Genomic DNA, 15860 nt, shown 5'->3' with positions numbered 1-15860 from the left:
ACGAGAGGCTTGCCGCAAAGGCGGTAGGCAATTGCGAGACGCCACACTAGCCGCCGCCGGCGGCGGCAGCCGCCGCCGGTTCGAGCGCGGCCGCGACGGCGTCGTCGACGCGCTCCAGCCAGATGAATTGCAGCCGCTCGCGTGCGCCGGCCGGGATGTCGTCGAAGTCGCGGCGGTTGCGGGCGGGCAGCATCACGCGGGTCAGGCCGGCTGCGGCTGCCGCCACGACCTTCTCCTTGATGCCGCCGACCGGCAGCACAAGGCCGCGCAGCGAGATCTCGCCGGTCATGGCGGTGCTGCTGTTGATCGTTCGTCCGGTGAGCAGCGAGACGAGGGCCATGAACATGGCAACGCCCGCGCTCGGGCCGTCCTTCGGCGTCGCGCCGGCCGGAACATGGACGTGGATGTCGCTGTTGGCGAACAGATCGGGATCGACGCCGAGGTCGCGTGCCCGACTTTTCACCAGGGTGAGTGCGGCCTGGGCGCTTTCGCGCATGACGTCGCCGAGCTGGCCGGTGAGGATCAGCCCGCCTTTGCCGGGCGTGCGGGTCGCCTCGATGAACAGGATGTCGCCGCCGACAGGCGTCCAGGCGAGGCCGGTGGCCACTCCGGGAATGCTGGTGCGCATGGCGACTTCGTTCTCGAAGCGCGGCGGACCGAGCACCGGCGCGAGCTCTGCGGGGGTGAGGATGACGCGGCCGCTGCGGCCCTCGGCGACCTGAACGGCGGCATGGCGGAACGCCTTGCCGATTTCGCGCTCGAGATTGCGCACGCCCGCTTCACGGGTATAGCCCTTGATGATCAGCCGCAGCGCCTCGGGCTCGATCTCCGCCTGGTCGGCGGAAAGGCCATTGGCCTCGAGCTGCCGCCGCACCAGATAGCGGCGCGCGATCTCGAGCTTTTCCTCCTCGGTGTAGCCGGCGAGGCTGATGATCTCCATGCGGTCGAGCAGCGGGCCCGGCACCGTATCGAGCATGTTGGCGGTGGCGATGAAGACGATACGCGACAGGTCGAACGGCACGCCGAGGTAATTGTCGCGGAACGTCGAGTTCTGTTCGGGATCGAGCACCTCCAGCATGGCGGCAGACGGATCGCCCTGGATGCCGCGGCCCATCTTGTCGATCTCGTCCAGCATCATCACGCAGTTGCGGGTGCCGGCCTTCTTGATGCCCTGGATGATGTTGCCGGGCAGGGCGCCGATATAGGTGCGGCGATGGCCGCGGATCTCGGCCTCGTCATGGACGCCGCCGAGGCTGACGCGGACGAAGGGCCGGCCCATGGCGCGGGCGATCGACTGGCCGAGCGAGGTCTTGCCGACCCCCGGGGGGCCGGCAAAGCACAGGATCGGCGCCTTGCCGTGCGGCGCGAGCTTGCGCACCGCGAGGTACTCGATGATCCGGCTCTTGATCTTCTCCAGCCCGTAGTGGTCCTCGTCGAGGATGCGACGCGCCTCGGCGATGTCGATGGTCTTCTCCTCGGGGAGGGCCCAGGGCAATTCGACCAGCCAGTCGAGATAGGTCCGCAGCATGCCGGCTTCGCCGGCGCCTTCCGGCATCCGTTCGTAGCGGCGGACTTCCTTGCGGGCCTGGCTTTCCGCCTCCGGCGACATCTTCGCCTTGGTAATGGCCTCGTTCAGCTCGGCGACCTCCTGGGTCTTGCCATCGCCCTCGCCGAGTTGGCGCTGGATTGCCGCCATCTGTTCGCGCAGAATCGCCTCGCGCTGGCGCTCGTCGAATGCCGCCTTGGTCTGCTTGCCGATCTCGGCGCTGAGGCGCAGCACCTCGATGCGTTCGGCGAGATGGCGCGAGACCTTCTCCATGCGCAAGGCGAGATCGATCGTTTCGAGAATCTCCTGCTTCTCGGCGGGCTTGATATCCATGTAGGAGGTGGCGAGATCGGCCAGCGTCGCCGGCGAGGTGGTGCTCCGCAACGCCGCGATCAGTTCCGGCGGAGCCTGGGGCAAGAGTTCGGCGGCTTCGATCGCCTGGCGCTGGAGATTGAGGAAGCGCGCCTCGATCTCGGCGGACTGGGTGGTCGGCTCGGGAATGTGCAGGACGCGCGCGGCGAGAAACGGCGTGCCCGGTAGAAAATCGAGCAGGCGCATCCGCTGCACGCCCTGGCAGATGATGTGGTGGCTCTCGTCCGGGCCGGTAACGTAACGGACGATGTTGGCCACGGTGCCGATCCGGTAGAGTTCGTCGGGGGTGGGATCGTCGGTGCTGGCGTCACGCTGCAGCACAATGCCGATCGGTCGCTGCTCGCGCACCGCCTGCTGGGCCGCAGCAACCGATTTCGGCCGCCCGATGGTGATCGGCAGCACCACGCCGGGAAACAGCACGGTGTTGCGCACCGGCACGATGATCACGGCATCCTGGGGGATCGGGGTTGCAGTGCTTGCGGCGGGCGCGGAAACTTCGGCATTGTCGCTGGCCGACATGGCGTCTCTCCTCGGGCGACGATCAGATCGATTTGGCGAGCCGCAGGCCGATGCAGCCATGCGTGGCGAAGCGGCTGACGGAGTAGCGGCCGGGCGGCAGCGCGATGCGGCGCTCGAAACGGCCCTGGGGCAGTTCCAGCCGGAGAATGCGCGCATTCCGCAATTCGGGCGGCAGGACGCGATGGCCGCGCACGACGAGCGTGGCGCCCTCGATCACCGCCTCGACCTCGTTGGGGTCGACCCCGGGCAGGGCGACGAGGATCATGATCTCGCGCTCGGTTTCGAGCACGTCGATCGGCGGCTCCCAGCTCGGCTCGCGGGTTGCGGCGGGCTGCAGCTTGAGAAACTGCTGATGCAGCCGCTCGGCCCGCGCCAGGGCCTCGATGGCGTCCGACAGCATCCAGTTGATTGGAGATTTGGTCGACATCGGCATCTCTCGGATGTTTCCAGTGCGACCGGTTCACTGGCGCACGGAGGTGAGGCAGGCACGATTCCTTCTATGTGCGACCGATCCGGTCAATCACAAGGGTCCGCATGCCGGCCAAAAGGCGGGCGGCGAGGCCGTCGATGCTGCCCGCCGGCGTCGATCGGGCAGGGCCGGCGACGAAGATGCCGCGGGCCTTGATGACCTGCCAGGCGATCGGGTTCCAGCTGCGGAAGACCGCGGACACCTCCTCCTGGAGAAAACCGGCGACGATCGCGGGCGCAGGCCGAAAGACGTCCGGCAGGGCTTCCGACAGGCGGTGATCGTCGAGAATATTCCAGCGCGAATGGCCGCCCATCAACGGCGAGTGCAGGCCATAGACGACCCGGCCGAGGCGCGACTCGCGGGCTGCATAGGCGCACAGCGCGCAGGGCTCGACCGTCGTGTAGAGCGTGCATTCGGACAGATCGGTGCCATGGCGTCGCTGCGCCTCGCCGATGGCCACTACTTCAGCGTGGCTGTTGGCGTCGCCGTTGCTCTTGGCGCGGTTGATGGATTCGCAGACGATGCGGCCGCCCCTTGCGACCACCGCGGCGAACGGAAATTCGCCGGCCCTGACGGATTCCCCCGCCAGCGCGATACATCGCCGCATCATCGTGACATCGGAAGGGTGGGGAGGCGAGGCGAGATCGTCAGCCGGAGCCGTCATGCAATCACCTTTCGCTTATAATCGTCCCAAAACGCTATGGCGCCCTGACCGGACCGAATGCGTGTCCTGATCAATCCGGGGGAGGGCGAGAAGCTGCCAGCATACACCCGTTGCCATGCCGGTCTTGATCAGCATCAACAAAGCATCCCACGGTGGTGATTAGATGCCGACAGCCCGGTCGCGACAAGGGGGCGGCCGGATTGCCGCAGCGGAGCATGTGTCGATGAAATTGTCAGTCATTGCCGCCGGAACAGCGGTCGCAGCCTCTCTCGTCGTTGGCGCGGCGGCCCAGACGGTGGGACCGAACCAGGGCTATCTGCCGCGCCTCGCCGACATCATGGCGGTCATTCAGCTACGGCATGCCAAGCTGTATTTCGCCGGCAAGGCCCGCAACTGGGCGATGGCCGATTACGCGCTGGGCCAGATCCATTCCAGCCTGCAGGATGCCGCGATGCTCTATCCCGGGATTCCCGTGACCAATATGAGCATCGTGGCCGATCCGATCCGCCGGCTCAGCGACGTCATCGCCCGCAAGGATGCGGCGAAATTCGAGGCGGTCTATGCCGATCTGACCACGGCATGCAACGGCTGTCACCAGGCGAACGACCGCAGCTACATCGCCATCAAGTCGCCGACCGCCAACATCTTCAGCAACCAGTCCTTCGCGGCACCCAAATAGCCGCCAGCGGTCATTCGTGCGTCACGGCGCCTGCGCGCAAGGCGGAGCCTTCGCGACCGCGCGGCCGACGGCGAAACGCTTGGCGAGTTCAGCGCAGATCAGATAGGCCACGACGATGGCGAGGACAGCGAAGCCGAGCCGTGCGTCGATCGCCGCGAAACCGAACAGCGTGCGCAATGGGCTCAGCACCAGGATGAGGACGCCGGCGAGGGCGCCGAGCGAGGTGGCGGCGAGGAGGGGGTGCGGCCGGCTCCGCCAGAACGCCCCGCGGGTGCGGATCAGGAAGATCACCAGGATCTGCGTCGCGATCGATTCGACGAACCAGCCGGTCTGGAACGTTGCCGCATCGGCATGAAACACCTTCAGCAGGATGACGAAGGTGGCGATGTCGAACAGCGACGACAGCGCGCCCATGACGACGGTGAATCGCAGGATACTGCGCATGTCCCAGGTGTGCGGCATCTCGACGGCGTCGGCGTCGACGTCGTCGAAGGGAATGCCGATCTCCGACAGGTCGTAGACGAGGTTGTTGAGCAGAATCTGGATCGGCAGCAGCGGCAGGAAGGGCAGCACCACCGAGGCGAGTGCCATCGACAGCATGTTGCCGAAGTTGGAGCTCGTGCCCATGCGCACATATTTGAGGATGTTCGCGAAGGTGCGGCGGCCCTCCCGCACGCCGTTGCCGAGCACGGTGAGATCCGTCGCCAGCAGAATCATGTCGGCGGCGGCGCGGGCGATGTCGGTGGCGCCTTCGACCGACAGGCCGACATGCGCGGCCCGAATGGCCGGCGCGTCGTTGACGCCGTCGCCCATGAAGCCGACGACGTGGCCCCGGCGCTGCAGGGCGCGGATGATCCGGGTCTTCTGGTCGGGGTCGACCCGGGCGAAGATATCGACCTCGTCGATCCGCGCGGCGAGCGCGATATCGGACAGGTCGGCGATATCCGCGCCGGTGAGGGCGCGGGCATGGGGCAGGCCGACCGCCGCGGCGACGTGCTGGACCACAGTGGCATGGTCGCCGGAAATGATCTTGAGGCCGATGCCGAGGTCGCGCAGGCCGGCGATGGCGATGGCGGCGTCGGGCTTGGGCGGGTCGGAGAACACGCAGAATCCCACTAGCGTGAGATCGCGCTCATCGGCGAGACCGACCTCGTTGGTGCCGTCCGGGAGGTCGCGGATGCCGACGGCGAGCAGGCGGTAGCCCTGGGCGTTCTGGGCGCGCTGGACTTCGTCGATCAACGCGCGCGCCGTCGCGTCCAGCGGGCGTCGTCCCGCCGCGGTCTCGATGTCGCTGGCGCGGTCGATGACCGCCTCCGGTGCGCCTTTGGTCACCAGCAGGCGGCGCGCGCCGTCGCCGATCAGCACCGAGACGCAGCGCCGTTCGAAATCGAACGGCACTTCGGCGATCCGGAGCCGGTCGTCGGGCGGTGTGCCGGCATGGGCGAGGACGGATTCGTCGAGCGGGCTGCGTGCGCCGGTCTGAAAACGGCTGTTGAGGGCGGCGAGGCTCAGCACCCGTTCGGCGCTCACTCCTTCGGGCGTCACGTGATCGATCAGCGTGATCTGCGCCTTGGTCAGCGTTCCGGTCTTGTCGACGCACAGGACGTCCATGGCGCCGAGATCGTGAATGGCAGACAGGCGTTTGACGATGACCTTGCGTTCGGCCATGCGCAGGGCGCCGCGGGCGAGGGTGACCGTCATGATCATCGGCAGCAGTTCGGGGGTGAGCCCGACGGCAAGGGCGATGGCGAACAGGAAGGAATCGACCGGAGGGCGACCCGCGGTGAGGTTGGCGAGCAGTACGAACAGCGTCAGAAAGACCGTCAGCCGCAGGATCAAGAGGCCGAGGTGCTGCACGCCCTGTTCCAGCGCGGTGGGTGGTTCGCTCGCAGCGAGGCCGGCCGCGATGCTGCCGAAACGGGTGCGCAGGCCGGTATGGACGACCAGCATCAGGGCGCTGCCGCCGACCAGCGCGGTGCCCGAGAACAGGGCGTTGGTGGCGTCCGCCGGGGAGCGGCTGGCGCAGGGCGCAGCGGACTTCATCGCCGGGAAAGGCTCGCCGGTCATCAGCGACTCGTTGACCTGGGCGTTTTGGGCCTCGAGCACCAGGCCGTCGGCCGGCACCAGGTCTCCGGTTCGCAATTCGACGACGTCGCCGGGTACGATGTCCTCGACGGGAATGACCTTGGTGGTGTCGTCGCGCCGGACGTCGGCGGTCACCGCCACCGACCGGCGAAGGGCATCGACGGCGGTCTCGGCGTGATGCTCCTGGATGACGTCGAGCGCCAGGGAGATCGAGATCACCGTCACGATGATGATGAAGCTGCCGAGATCGCCGCTCAGGCCGGACACCGCGGCCGCCGCCAGCAGGATCGCGATCAGCGGATTGAGCAGCTTGTGCGCGATCCGCAGCACCAGATGCTGGCGGCCATGCTCGCGATAGCTGTTGAGGCCGAAGCGAAGGCGGCGGCTCGCAGCCTCTCGCGAGGCGAGACCTTGAGGACCGCTGTCGAGCCGGCTGAAGAGTTCTTCGGGCGACCGGCGCCAAAAGGCTTCGTGCGCGGGCGGTCGGGTTCCGTGTCGCGTCCGGACGAAGGGTGCCGCGAGGCGAGCCGGCAGCAACGACATGAATGGTACTCTCCTGGGGCGATCCAGACCACGCGATCTGCGGAGCGTCATGACATTGCCATCGGTCCGGGGTCCGGCAGCGAGACCGCCGGCAGGCTTTCACAGCCGGCGGGCAGGATCAATCGATGCATCGCGGATGTCGAGGGGCGGAGCCTCAAGGGATCAGTACCGCGGCGCCGAGCAGCTCGCCGGCGCGCAGGCGATCGAGCGCCGCATTGGCCTGTGCGAGCGGAAACGGTGTGGTGGCAGTGTGGACGCCGGCTGCGGCGGCGACACGCAGGAAATCGACCCCATCCTGGCGGGTGAGATTGGCGACGGAGACGAGCTGTCGCTCCTGCCACAGCAGCGCGTAGGGAAACGAGGGAATGTCGGTCATGTGGATGCCGGCGCAGACGACGCGACCGCCCTTGCGAACAGCTCGCAGCGCCGTCGGCACCAGCGGTCCCGCCGGCGCGTAGATGATCGCCGCATCCAGCGGCTGTGGCGGCAATTGATCCGATCCGCCCGCCCAGTCGGCGCCGAGTTCGACGGCAAATCGTTGCGCGGCGTCGTCGCCGGGCCGGGTAAAGGCGTAGATCGTCCGGCCCTGAAACCGCGCCACCTGGGCGACGATGTGTCCGGCCGCGCCGAAGCCGTAGATGCCGAGGTGCTCGGCACGGCTGCCGGCCATCACCAGGGAGCGCCAGCCGATCAGGCCGGCGCAGAGCAAGGGCGCGGTGGCGACGTCGTCGCTGCCTTCGCCGAGCGCAAACGTGTAGCGGGCATCCGCGATCGTGTGGGTCGAAAAGCCACCGTCCCGCGTGTAGCCGGTGAAGAGCGGTGCGTCGCAGAGATTTTCCATGCCGTCGTGGCAATAGCGGCAGACGCCGCAGGTGTGGCCCAGCCAGGGAATGCCGACCCGCTCGCCGACCGCAAGTCCGCTGACGCCGGCACCGAGCGCTTCGATACGGCCGACGATCTCGTGGCCTGGGATGATCGGATAGCGGACGTCCGGCAGTTCGCCGTCGACCACATGCAGGTCGGTGCGGCAGACGCCGCAAGCACTGATCCGGACCCGGACCTCGTTGGGGCCGGGTTCGGGCAGGGAGCGTTCAACGGCTTCGAGCCGCCGCCCCGGCGCGGTCAGAACCATGGCCCGCATCGCCACCTCCGCTGCAATCGATCACATGATACCGATCCCCGCGATCAACTTCCGCGATAACCGCGGCCGCGCGATGACAGGCGTTCACTCCAGTGTCTTGAGAAACGACATCAGATCGTTGATCTGGTCGGGGGCGAGCTGGAAGGCGGGCATGGTGGGATGCCCGGTATAGATGCCTTCGGCGAAGGCTTCCGACAGGGTTTCGACCGCATAGCGATGGTGGAGATCCCGGAACGGCGGAGCCACCGCCAGAGGGCTGGGGCCGACCTTGCTGATCGAGTGGCAATTGGCGCAATTGTGGATGGCGAATGTCCGGCCACGCTGCTCGGACGGGGAGGCCGCCAGGGCAGTCATGCCCGTCACCAGCAGAACGGCGAGCGCACCCGGGCCGGTTTTCCGCATTTGTCCACATCTCCCGAGGGGGATTCTTGCCAAAGGCGGTCACCGAGTGCGGTGGATCTCACGCTCGCTTCAGCATTGGAGCGCGTTCTTCGTTCGCGCGTCAGACCAAAACCACACTAGAATCATCATGATGCTAGTGTGGCGTCTCGCAATTGCCTACCGCCTTCGCGGCAACCCTCTCGTAGGCAATTGCGAGACATAAGCCACACTAGCACTTTGATTTTGCTAGTGTCCCTATGTCTCCGAATTACCGTGCGAGTGCGAGGCAAACGTAGCGGTAATTCGGAGACGGGACACTAGGCAATCGGGCCCTCGCCGAATTGATCTGAATCAAGTGGCCGTGGCGGCAATGGGTAAAATGCATGTTATTCCCGTGCGTTGGCATGGGTTCATCAGGTGGCCCGCCGAAGGGAGCAAGAATGGAACGGACGATCATCCCGATTGAGGCCTGCCAGGAGCCTTGTGCCGACTGCGGGGTCCGTTCCTTTAGCCTGTGCTCAGTGCTCGATCAGGCCGAGTTGCGCGGTTTCGAACGGCTTTCGCACCTGGTGCATATCGCGCCCAAATCGACCCTGTTCCTTCAGGACGGACTCGCCGACTCCGTCTTCAACATCAACGAAGGCGTGGTGCGGCTGTACAAGCTGCTGCCGGACGGCCGCCGTCAGATCGTCGGTTTCGCTCTGCCCGGCGATTTCCTCGGCATGGGTCCTGCCGATCGCTACAGCTTTTCCGCCGACGCCGTCGCCCCGGTAGTGGCGTGCCGCTTCTCCAGGACGGCCTTTCAGCGCTACGTGGAAAACAAGCCGCACTTCCTGCGCCGCATGAACGAGTTCGCCAATCGCGACCTCAACCTCGCGCATGACCAGATGCTGCTGCTCGGCCGGCGTTCGGCGGACGAGAAGGTTGCATCCTTCCTGGTCGGCTGGCGCGATCGCCTCGAGCGGCACGGTATGCCGTCCAAGACCCTGCCGCTGCCCATGAGCCGGCAGGACATCGCCGATTTCCTCGGCCTGACCATCGAGACGGTGAGCAGGACCTTCACCCGCCTGGAGCGCGACAAGGTTATCATCATCGTCCCCGGCGGCGTGCGTCTGCTCGATTTCAAGCGGGTGGAGGCCTTGGCGGCGGCATGACGCGGCAGTCTGCGGCTTCGAAGCCGGACAACACGGCCGCTGTGGACGCCGAGCCGGCCGGTTCGGATGAAATCCGTCGCCGCTTCTACGACATTCTGGAGGATACGCCGCAAAGCGGCTGGCTCGGGCCGCTGGTCAGCCGCGGCATCGAGATCCTGATCCTGGCCGGCGTCGCCACGACCGTCTTCGACACGGTGCCTCGTCTGCATGACAGCTACGGTCTGGCCTTCGCCGTCGTCGAGGCGGTGGTCATCGTTGCCTTCACGGTCGAATACATTCTGCGGATCTGGATTGCACCCGAGCATCTGCCTTACCGCGACCTGCCGGCGATCGCCGCGCGGCGGGCCTATATCCTCAGCGCCCATGGCGTCATCGACTTCCTGGCGCTGGCGCCGTTGTGGATCGCGAATTTCGGCCCTGGCGACCTGCGCATCCTGGTGATCCTGCGTGTGCTGCGGGTGTTCAAGTTCGCCCGGTATTCGTCCGGCATGCGCTCTCTGCTCGACGTCTTGTGGAGCGAGCGGCGCGCGTTGATCGGCTGCCTTGTCATCCTCGCCTGTACGACCCTGCTCTCCGCCGCCATGATGCATGTGGTCGAGGGGACGGCGCAGCCCGAGAAGTTCGGCACCATTCCCGACGCCATGTGGTGGGCGATCGTCACCCTCAGCACCATCGGCTATGGCGACGTGGTGCCGGTGACCGGTCTCGGCAAGATGGTCGCGGCGACGACCATTGTCGGCGGCCTGATCATGGTGGCACTGCCGGTCGGTATCGTCGCCACGGCCTTCTCCGAGGTGATCCACAAGCGCGAATTCATCGTCACCTGGAGCATGGTGGCGCGCGTGCCGCTGTTCGCCCGCATGACCGCCGGCGACATCGCCCATGTCATGCAGCTGTTGCGGGCGCGCCAGGCCGAGCGCGGCGACATCATCGTCCGGCGCGGCGAGGAAGCTCATTCGATGTACTTCATTGCCGATGGCGAGGTCGAAATCGAACTCGGCCGTGAGGGCAGGGTCCGGCCGGTCCGGCTGGGCGCCGGCCACTTTTTCGGCGAGCGTGCGATCTTGAAAAAGGCCAAGCGGTCGTCGACGGTCACCGCACTGACCAGGGTGAAGCTGCTGGTATTGGATGCCACCGACCTGAGGACGCTGATCGCCCGCGAGCCGAGCATCGCCGATCACATCAACAAGGTGGCTCTGGGCCGTGCCGCCGGCTCCGCCGTGCCGCACGAGGGGGCCGATGAACCGGGTGCCGCCGAAATCGAGAGCTGAGGGTTGTCTCGGCGCAAGGCACTCTCATTCCGAAGGAAAAGGCCATCAGTTTGATCCCGATCAAAGTGGCATCGAGGAGCGAAGCGCATGCTTTCAAATGTAATTCGGAGGACCCTCGGATGTCCGGTATCGCGCTGATCCTCGTCGCCGCCGTCGCTATCGTCTCGACGATGCTGACGGTGATCCTGATCTTTGTGGATCACGAGAATCGCCCGGCGCCGCAACCGCGCGCATTCGGCAGCGGTCCGCGACGAAGGACATTCTGATCAATGGCATCATCAACGGATTCGGCCGCGCCCGTCCTGGCGCCGGACGGGGATGACTCGGCGATCGACGCCGCGGTTCGCCGCCTCGCCACGCTGCAGGTTCCGCGCTATACGTCCTATCCGACAGCGGCCGAATTCGCGCCGCTGAGCGGCAGCGACGATCACCGGCGCTGGCTTGCGCAGCTCGATGGCAGCGAAGCGATTTCGCTCTATCTTCACGTTCCATATTGCCGCGACATCTGCCTCTATTGCGGCTGTCACACCAAGAAGACCAATCGCGAGGACACGGTCGAGGGCTATCGCGAGGCGCTGGAGCGCGAAATTCGCCTGGTCGGCAGTCAATTCACGGCCAAGGTGCCGGTTGCCCGGCTGCATTGGGGCGGCGGCACGCCGAGCATCCTCGGTGGCGAGGGGCTCGCGTCCGTGGTGGCGGTGCTGCGCGAGTATTTCGATTTCGAGCCCCGCTTCGAACATGCCATCGAACTCGATCCGCGCTATGTGACCGCCGAACTGGCCGCTGCGCTCGCATCTCTTGGTGTCAACCGCGCCAGTCTCGGCGTGCAGGATGTCAATCCGCTGGTTCAGGCAGCAATTGGCCGGCTGCAGCCGCTGTCGGTGGTGCAGGGTGCGGTTGCCGCCCTGCGCGCCGCAGGCATCAACCATCTCAATTTCGATCTGATCTACGGCCTGCCGCTGCAAACGGTGGAGTCATTGCGCAAGACCTGCGCCACGGTCATCGCCCTGCACCCCGACCGCATCGCCCATTACGGCTACGCCCATCTGCCGGAGCGCAAGGCCAACCAGCGCCGCATCGACGCCACGACCCTGCCTGACGCCGACGCCCGCTTCGAGCAGGCGCAGACCATCGCCGAGGAATTCCAGCAGCACGGTTACGTCAAGATCGGCATCGACCATTTCGCATTGGCCGAGGACCCGCTCGCCCTGGCGGCGGCGGAAGGTCGGCTGCACCGCAACTTCCAGGGCTATACCGATGACGACCGCAATATTCTGGTTGCCTTCGGCGCCTCGGCCATCTCCGAATTCCGCGACGGCTATGTTCAGAACATCGTCGACGTGCCGACCTATGTGCGAACGGTCAACAGCGGGATAATGCCGAGCGCGCGCGGCTGCGGGATCGATGCGGGCGACCGCACCAGGGCGAGGATCATCGAAAGCCTGCTCTGCCATTTTCGCGCCGATCTCGCGGCGCTGGCGCCGGGGGAGGACTTCTCCGAAGAGCGCGCATTGTTGCGGCCCTTCGTGACCGACGGGTTGGCCCGGATCGAGGGGACGGTCGTGGTGGTGACGCCGCCGGGCCGCACCGTCGCCCGGGTGATCGCCTCGGTGTTCGACGTCTATCTGCGCCAGCGCACCGGCCGTTTCAGCGTCGCGGTGTAGTCCCGGCGTGGTTGATCCAGCGCAACGTCCGGCCCCCGGAGCTGCGTCAATATTTTCATAAACAGGCGCGCTGACGCGAGGCAGAACATGACCAGTGCTTCACATCCCATCACCCAGCTGATCGAGAAGTTCGGATCGTGGCTGGACCATCGCCGGGCGGTGCACGAGATCGAGGAGCTGTCCCACGACGACGGCGGGGCCTTCACCCAGATCGCCCATGATCTCGGCGTCGCCCCCTCGGATCTCGATGCCTTCGTGCGGCAGGGGCCCCACGCGGCGGACGAACTGCCCCAGCTGCTCGTCATGCTGGGCATCGACGAGGAGCGCCTCGCCATGACCCAGCCCCTGCTGCTCGCCGACATGCAGCGGGTCTGCTCGTTCTGTGGCGACAAGCGGCGCTGCCACCGTGAGATTGCCGCCGGGACTCTGCCGACGCATTTCCACGAGTTCTGCGACAACGCCTGGACCATCGAATCACTGCAGCAGGTCCAATAGCCGGATGCGCTGATTCGGCGTGGCGGCCCTCGATCCCAGACCATGACGGCGGGATGAATGCTCGCGGCGCGTGCGCCGGCGGGCGTATGCCCGGCGGCGTCGCCATCCGTGATCATCTTGGCGCCGACGGCGGCGCGGATTCGCGCGATTGCCTGTGCAATCTGCCCGCTGTCGCGGCATTTTTCATCCAAAACTGTCTTCGAACGCGCCTATGAACAGGGCGATTGAACGGTTTGATCTCGATCAATCCAAGTTGGGCGAATTTGCGATTAATGAGCCGCAGCTGACCAACCGCGAAGTGGGGCGCTATGATACAGCCACAAGCACAAACAAAACGAATGACTTTCGGTGAGACCAGTCTAGCGCTGATCTTCGCCTTGACGGTTCTCCTCTCGATCTACGCTGCCTCGCAGGCTCGCGACGCGGCCTTCGCCTTCCACGCCTATCTGGCGGCGGCGGCGAGCGTGGCCGCGGTGATGGCCATCTTCAATCGCTACTTCAACCGGGCGGGGCTCGCGCCGCAGGAGATCGACGGCCGGCCGAACTACAATTTCGGACCGATCAAGTTCGCCTCCTTCATGGCCATGTTCTGGGGCATCGCCGGCTTTACCGTCGGCCTGATCATCGCCCTGCAGCTCGCCTATCCGCTGCTCAACTTCGATCTTCCCTGGATCAGCTTCGGCCGGATGCGGCCGCTGCACACCTCTGCGGTGATCTTTGCCTTCGGCGGCAACGTGCTGCTGGCCAGCTCATTCTACGTCGTGCAGAAGACCTCGCGGGTGCGCCTCGCGGGCGATCTCGCACCGTGGTTCGTCGTCCTCGGCTACAACTTCTTCATCCTGATCGCGGGCACCGGCTATCTGCTCGGCGTCTCGCAAGGCAAGGAATATGCCGAGCCGGAATGGTATTCCGACCTGTGGCTGACCATCGTCTGGGTGACTTATCTGCTGGTCTTCCTGGTCACGGTGATCAAGCGCAAGGAGCCGCATATCTATGTGGCGAACTGGTTCTTCTTCGCCTTCATCGTCACCATCGCCGTGCTGCATCTCGGCAACAATCCGAGCGTGCCGGTGTCGGTGTTCGGCTCCAAGTCGTACATCGTCTGGGGCGGCGTCCAGGATGCCATGTTCCAGTGGTGGTACGGCCACAACGCGGTCGGCTTCTTCCTGACCGCCGGCTTCCTGGCCATCATGTACTACTTCGTGCCGAAGCGGGCCGAGCGGCCGGTCTATTCCTACCGCCTGTCGATCATCCACTTCTGGGCGCTGATCTTCCTCTACATCTGGGCCGGTCCCCACCATCTGCACTACACGGCGCTGCCCGACTGGGCGCAGACGCTGGGCATGACCTTCTCGATCATGCTGTGGATGCCGTCCTGGGGCGGCATGATCAACGGTCTGATGACGCTGTCGGGTGCCTGGGACAAGCTGCGGACCGACCCTGTGCTGCGCATGCTGGTGGTGTCGGTGGCCTTCTACGGCATGTCGACCTTCGAAGGCCCGATGATGTCCATCAAGGTGGTCAACTCGCTCAGCCACTACACCGACTGGACCATCGGACACGTGCACTCCGGTGCGCTCGGCTGGGTCGGCTTCGTGTCGTTCGGCGCGCTGTACTGCCTCGTGCCCTGGATCTGGAATCGCAGGCTCTACAGCCTCAAGCTGGTCAACTGGCACTTCTGGATCGCGACCCTCGGCATCGTCCTCTACATCTCGGCGATGTGGGTGTCGGGCATCCTGCAGGGGCTGATGTGGCGGGCCTACACCTCGCTCGGCTTCCTCGAATACTCCTTCATCGAGACCGTCGAGGCGATGCATCCCTTCTATGTGATCCGTGCGGCGGGCGGGGCCCTGTTCCTGATCGGTGCGCTGATCATGGCCTACAATCTCTGGATGACGGTCCGGGCGGGCGAGGTGGCCACCACCGAAGCCCCGCGCGTCGCGCTGTCTCCCGCCGAATAAGGGACGAACAACATGTCGTTTTGGACTCGTCATCAGGTCTTCGAGAAAAACTCGATCATCCTCATTGTCGGCATTCTTGTCGTCATCGCCATCGGCGGGTTGGTCGAGATCGGGCCGCTGTTTTACCTCAAGAGCACCATCGAGAAGGTCGACGGTGTGCGGCCCTACACGCCTCTGGAACTCGCGGGACGAAACATCTATGTCCGCGAGGGCTGCTATCTCTGCCACTCGCAGATGATCCGTCCGCTGCGCGACGAAGTGGAGCGCTACGGGCACTATTCGCTGGCGGCCGAGAGCATGTACGACCATCCGTTCCAGTGGGGGTCGAAGCGGACCGGGCCTGACCTCGCCCGCGTCGGCGGCAAGTATTCGGACGAGTGGCACGTCACCCACTTGAAGGATCCGCGCGCCATCGTGCCGCAGTCGGTGATGCCGGGCTACTCCTTCCTGGCCGGCAGCGAGGTCGACACCAAGGCCATCGCCGACGACATGCGAACCCAGCGCCTGATCGGCGTGCCATATACCGAAGAAGAAATCGCCAACGCCGAGGCCGACATGAAGGCCCAGGTCGATCCGGACAATGCGGATGCGCTGCTCAAGCGCTACCCGAAGGCCGTGGCGCGCAACTTCGACGGCAAGCCGGGCAATCCGACGGAGCTTGACGCGCTGATCGCCTATCTTCAGGTGCTCGGCACGATGGTGGACTTCAAGCTCTACAACGAAAAAGCCAACCTCCGCTGAGACCGCGACATGAAGGCAATCGTCAACATTGAGAATATCGCCTCGGACGTCGTCCTCACAGTCTGGACGCCGCTATTCGTCGCCATCTTCATCGCCATCGTTGCTTACGCCCTCTGGCCACGCAACAAGGCGACGTTCGATGCGGCGTCAAAACTTCCGTTGCGCGAGGAGTGAG

General features: G+C 65.5%; 16 protein-coding genes. 10 read left to right on the top strand and 6 right to left on the bottom strand.

Features of this window, described 5'->3' with window-relative positions; translation table 11 throughout:
* Positions 1 to 46: 46 nt before the first annotated feature.
* The 3 genes from lon to DB459_RS25930 form a co-directional block, all read right to left on the bottom strand.
* Positions 47 to 2437: an endopeptidase La gene (lon, locus tag DB459_RS25940; protein ID WP_253709865.1), complete on the bottom strand. Its 2391-nt coding sequence runs from the start codon at positions 2435 to 2437 to the stop codon at positions 47 to 49.
* A 22-nt stretch (positions 2438 to 2459) separates the two neighbouring features.
* Positions 2460 to 2864 (bottom strand): Hsp20/alpha crystallin family protein, encoded by a 405-nt coding sequence (locus tag DB459_RS25935; RefSeq protein WP_253709863.1) that lies wholly within the window; start codon positions 2862 to 2864, stop codon positions 2460 to 2462.
* Between the two features lie 70 nt (positions 2865 to 2934).
* Positions 2935 to 3570, bottom strand: a complete 636-nt coding sequence (locus DB459_RS25930; protein ID WP_253709861.1) for a nucleoside deaminase — start codon at positions 3568 to 3570, stop codon at positions 2935 to 2937.
* A gap of 223 nt (positions 3571 to 3793) precedes the next feature.
* Between DB459_RS25930 and DB459_RS25925 the strand changes: the two genes are divergently transcribed.
* The gene (locus DB459_RS25925) at positions 3794 to 4249 is read left to right on the top strand and encodes a hypothetical protein (RefSeq protein WP_253709859.1); all 456 of its coding nucleotides are present in this window, start codon (positions 3794 to 3796) and stop codon (positions 4247 to 4249) included.
* A gap of 21 nt (positions 4250 to 4270) precedes the next feature.
* Here the strand turns inward: DB459_RS25925 and mgtA are convergent, their stop codons facing one another.
* The 3 genes from mgtA to DB459_RS25910 form a co-directional block, all read right to left on the bottom strand.
* A complete protein-coding gene (mgtA, locus tag DB459_RS25920; protein WP_253709857.1) occupies positions 4271 to 6877 on the bottom strand; it encodes a magnesium-translocating P-type ATPase in 2607 nt (868 codons plus the stop codon).
* A gap of 154 nt (positions 6878 to 7031) precedes the next feature.
* A complete protein-coding gene (locus tag DB459_RS25915; RefSeq protein ID WP_253709855.1) occupies positions 7032 to 8018 on the bottom strand; it encodes a zinc-dependent alcohol dehydrogenase family protein in 987 nt (328 codons plus the stop codon).
* A gap of 84 nt (positions 8019 to 8102) precedes the next feature.
* Positions 8103 to 8420, bottom strand: coding sequence for a cytochrome c (locus DB459_RS25910; RefSeq protein ID WP_253709852.1), 318 nt, complete (start codon positions 8418 to 8420; stop codon positions 8103 to 8105).
* Between the two features lie 419 nt (positions 8421 to 8839).
* Here DB459_RS25910 and DB459_RS25905 point away from each other — a divergent pair, with 419 nt between their 5' ends.
* From DB459_RS25905 to DB459_RS25865, 9 genes are all read left to right on the top strand, one after another.
* Complete coding sequence (locus tag DB459_RS25905; protein WP_253709849.1) at positions 8840 to 9553, top strand: Crp/Fnr family transcriptional regulator; 714 nt, start codon at positions 8840 to 8842, stop codon at positions 9551 to 9553.
* Positions 9550 to 10824 (top strand): cyclic nucleotide-gated ion channel, encoded by a 1275-nt coding sequence (locus DB459_RS25900; protein WP_253709846.1) that lies wholly within the window; start codon positions 9550 to 9552, stop codon positions 10822 to 10824. Before DB459_RS25905 ends, DB459_RS25900 begins: the two co-directional genes overlap by 4 nt.
* Before the next feature lie 119 nt (positions 10825 to 10943).
* On the top strand, positions 10944 to 11090 hold the full coding sequence (locus tag DB459_RS25895) for a hypothetical protein (RefSeq protein ID WP_253709844.1): 147 nt from the start codon (positions 10944 to 10946) through the stop codon (positions 11088 to 11090).
* Between the two features lie 3 nt (positions 11091 to 11093).
* The gene (gene hemN, locus DB459_RS25890; protein ID WP_253709842.1) at positions 11094 to 12488 is read left to right on the top strand and encodes an oxygen-independent coproporphyrinogen III oxidase; all 1395 of its coding nucleotides are present in this window, start codon (positions 11094 to 11096) and stop codon (positions 12486 to 12488) included.
* Between the two features lie 87 nt (positions 12489 to 12575).
* Positions 12576 to 12983 (top strand): hypothetical protein, encoded by a 408-nt coding sequence (locus DB459_RS25885; RefSeq protein ID WP_253709840.1) that lies wholly within the window; start codon positions 12576 to 12578, stop codon positions 12981 to 12983.
* Between the two features lie 57 nt (positions 12984 to 13040).
* Positions 13041 to 13211 (top strand): hypothetical protein, encoded by a 171-nt coding sequence (locus DB459_RS25880; RefSeq protein ID WP_253709837.1) that lies wholly within the window; start codon positions 13041 to 13043, stop codon positions 13209 to 13211.
* A 110-nt stretch (positions 13212 to 13321) separates the two neighbouring features.
* On the top strand, positions 13322 to 14944 hold the full coding sequence (gene ccoN / locus DB459_RS25875) for a cytochrome-c oxidase, cbb3-type subunit I (protein ID WP_371926823.1): 1623 nt from the start codon (positions 13322 to 13324) through the stop codon (positions 14942 to 14944).
* A gap of 12 nt (positions 14945 to 14956) precedes the next feature.
* Positions 14957 to 15685: a cytochrome-c oxidase, cbb3-type subunit II gene (gene ccoO, locus DB459_RS25870; RefSeq protein ID WP_253709832.1), complete on the top strand. Its 729-nt coding sequence runs from the start codon at positions 14957 to 14959 to the stop codon at positions 15683 to 15685.
* A gap of 9 nt (positions 15686 to 15694) precedes the next feature.
* A complete protein-coding gene (locus DB459_RS25865) occupies positions 15695 to 15859 on the top strand; it encodes a cbb3-type cytochrome c oxidase subunit 3 (RefSeq protein WP_253709829.1) in 165 nt (54 codons plus the stop codon).
* The last annotated feature ends 1 nt before the right edge of the window (position 15860 follow it).

It is taken from the genome of Bradyrhizobium sp. WD16 (assembly GCF_024181725.1).
Taxonomy (GTDB): Bacteria; Pseudomonadota; Alphaproteobacteria; order Rhizobiales; family Xanthobacteraceae; genus Bradyrhizobium_A.
This window is presented reverse-complemented; position numbering and strand designations above follow the sequence as displayed.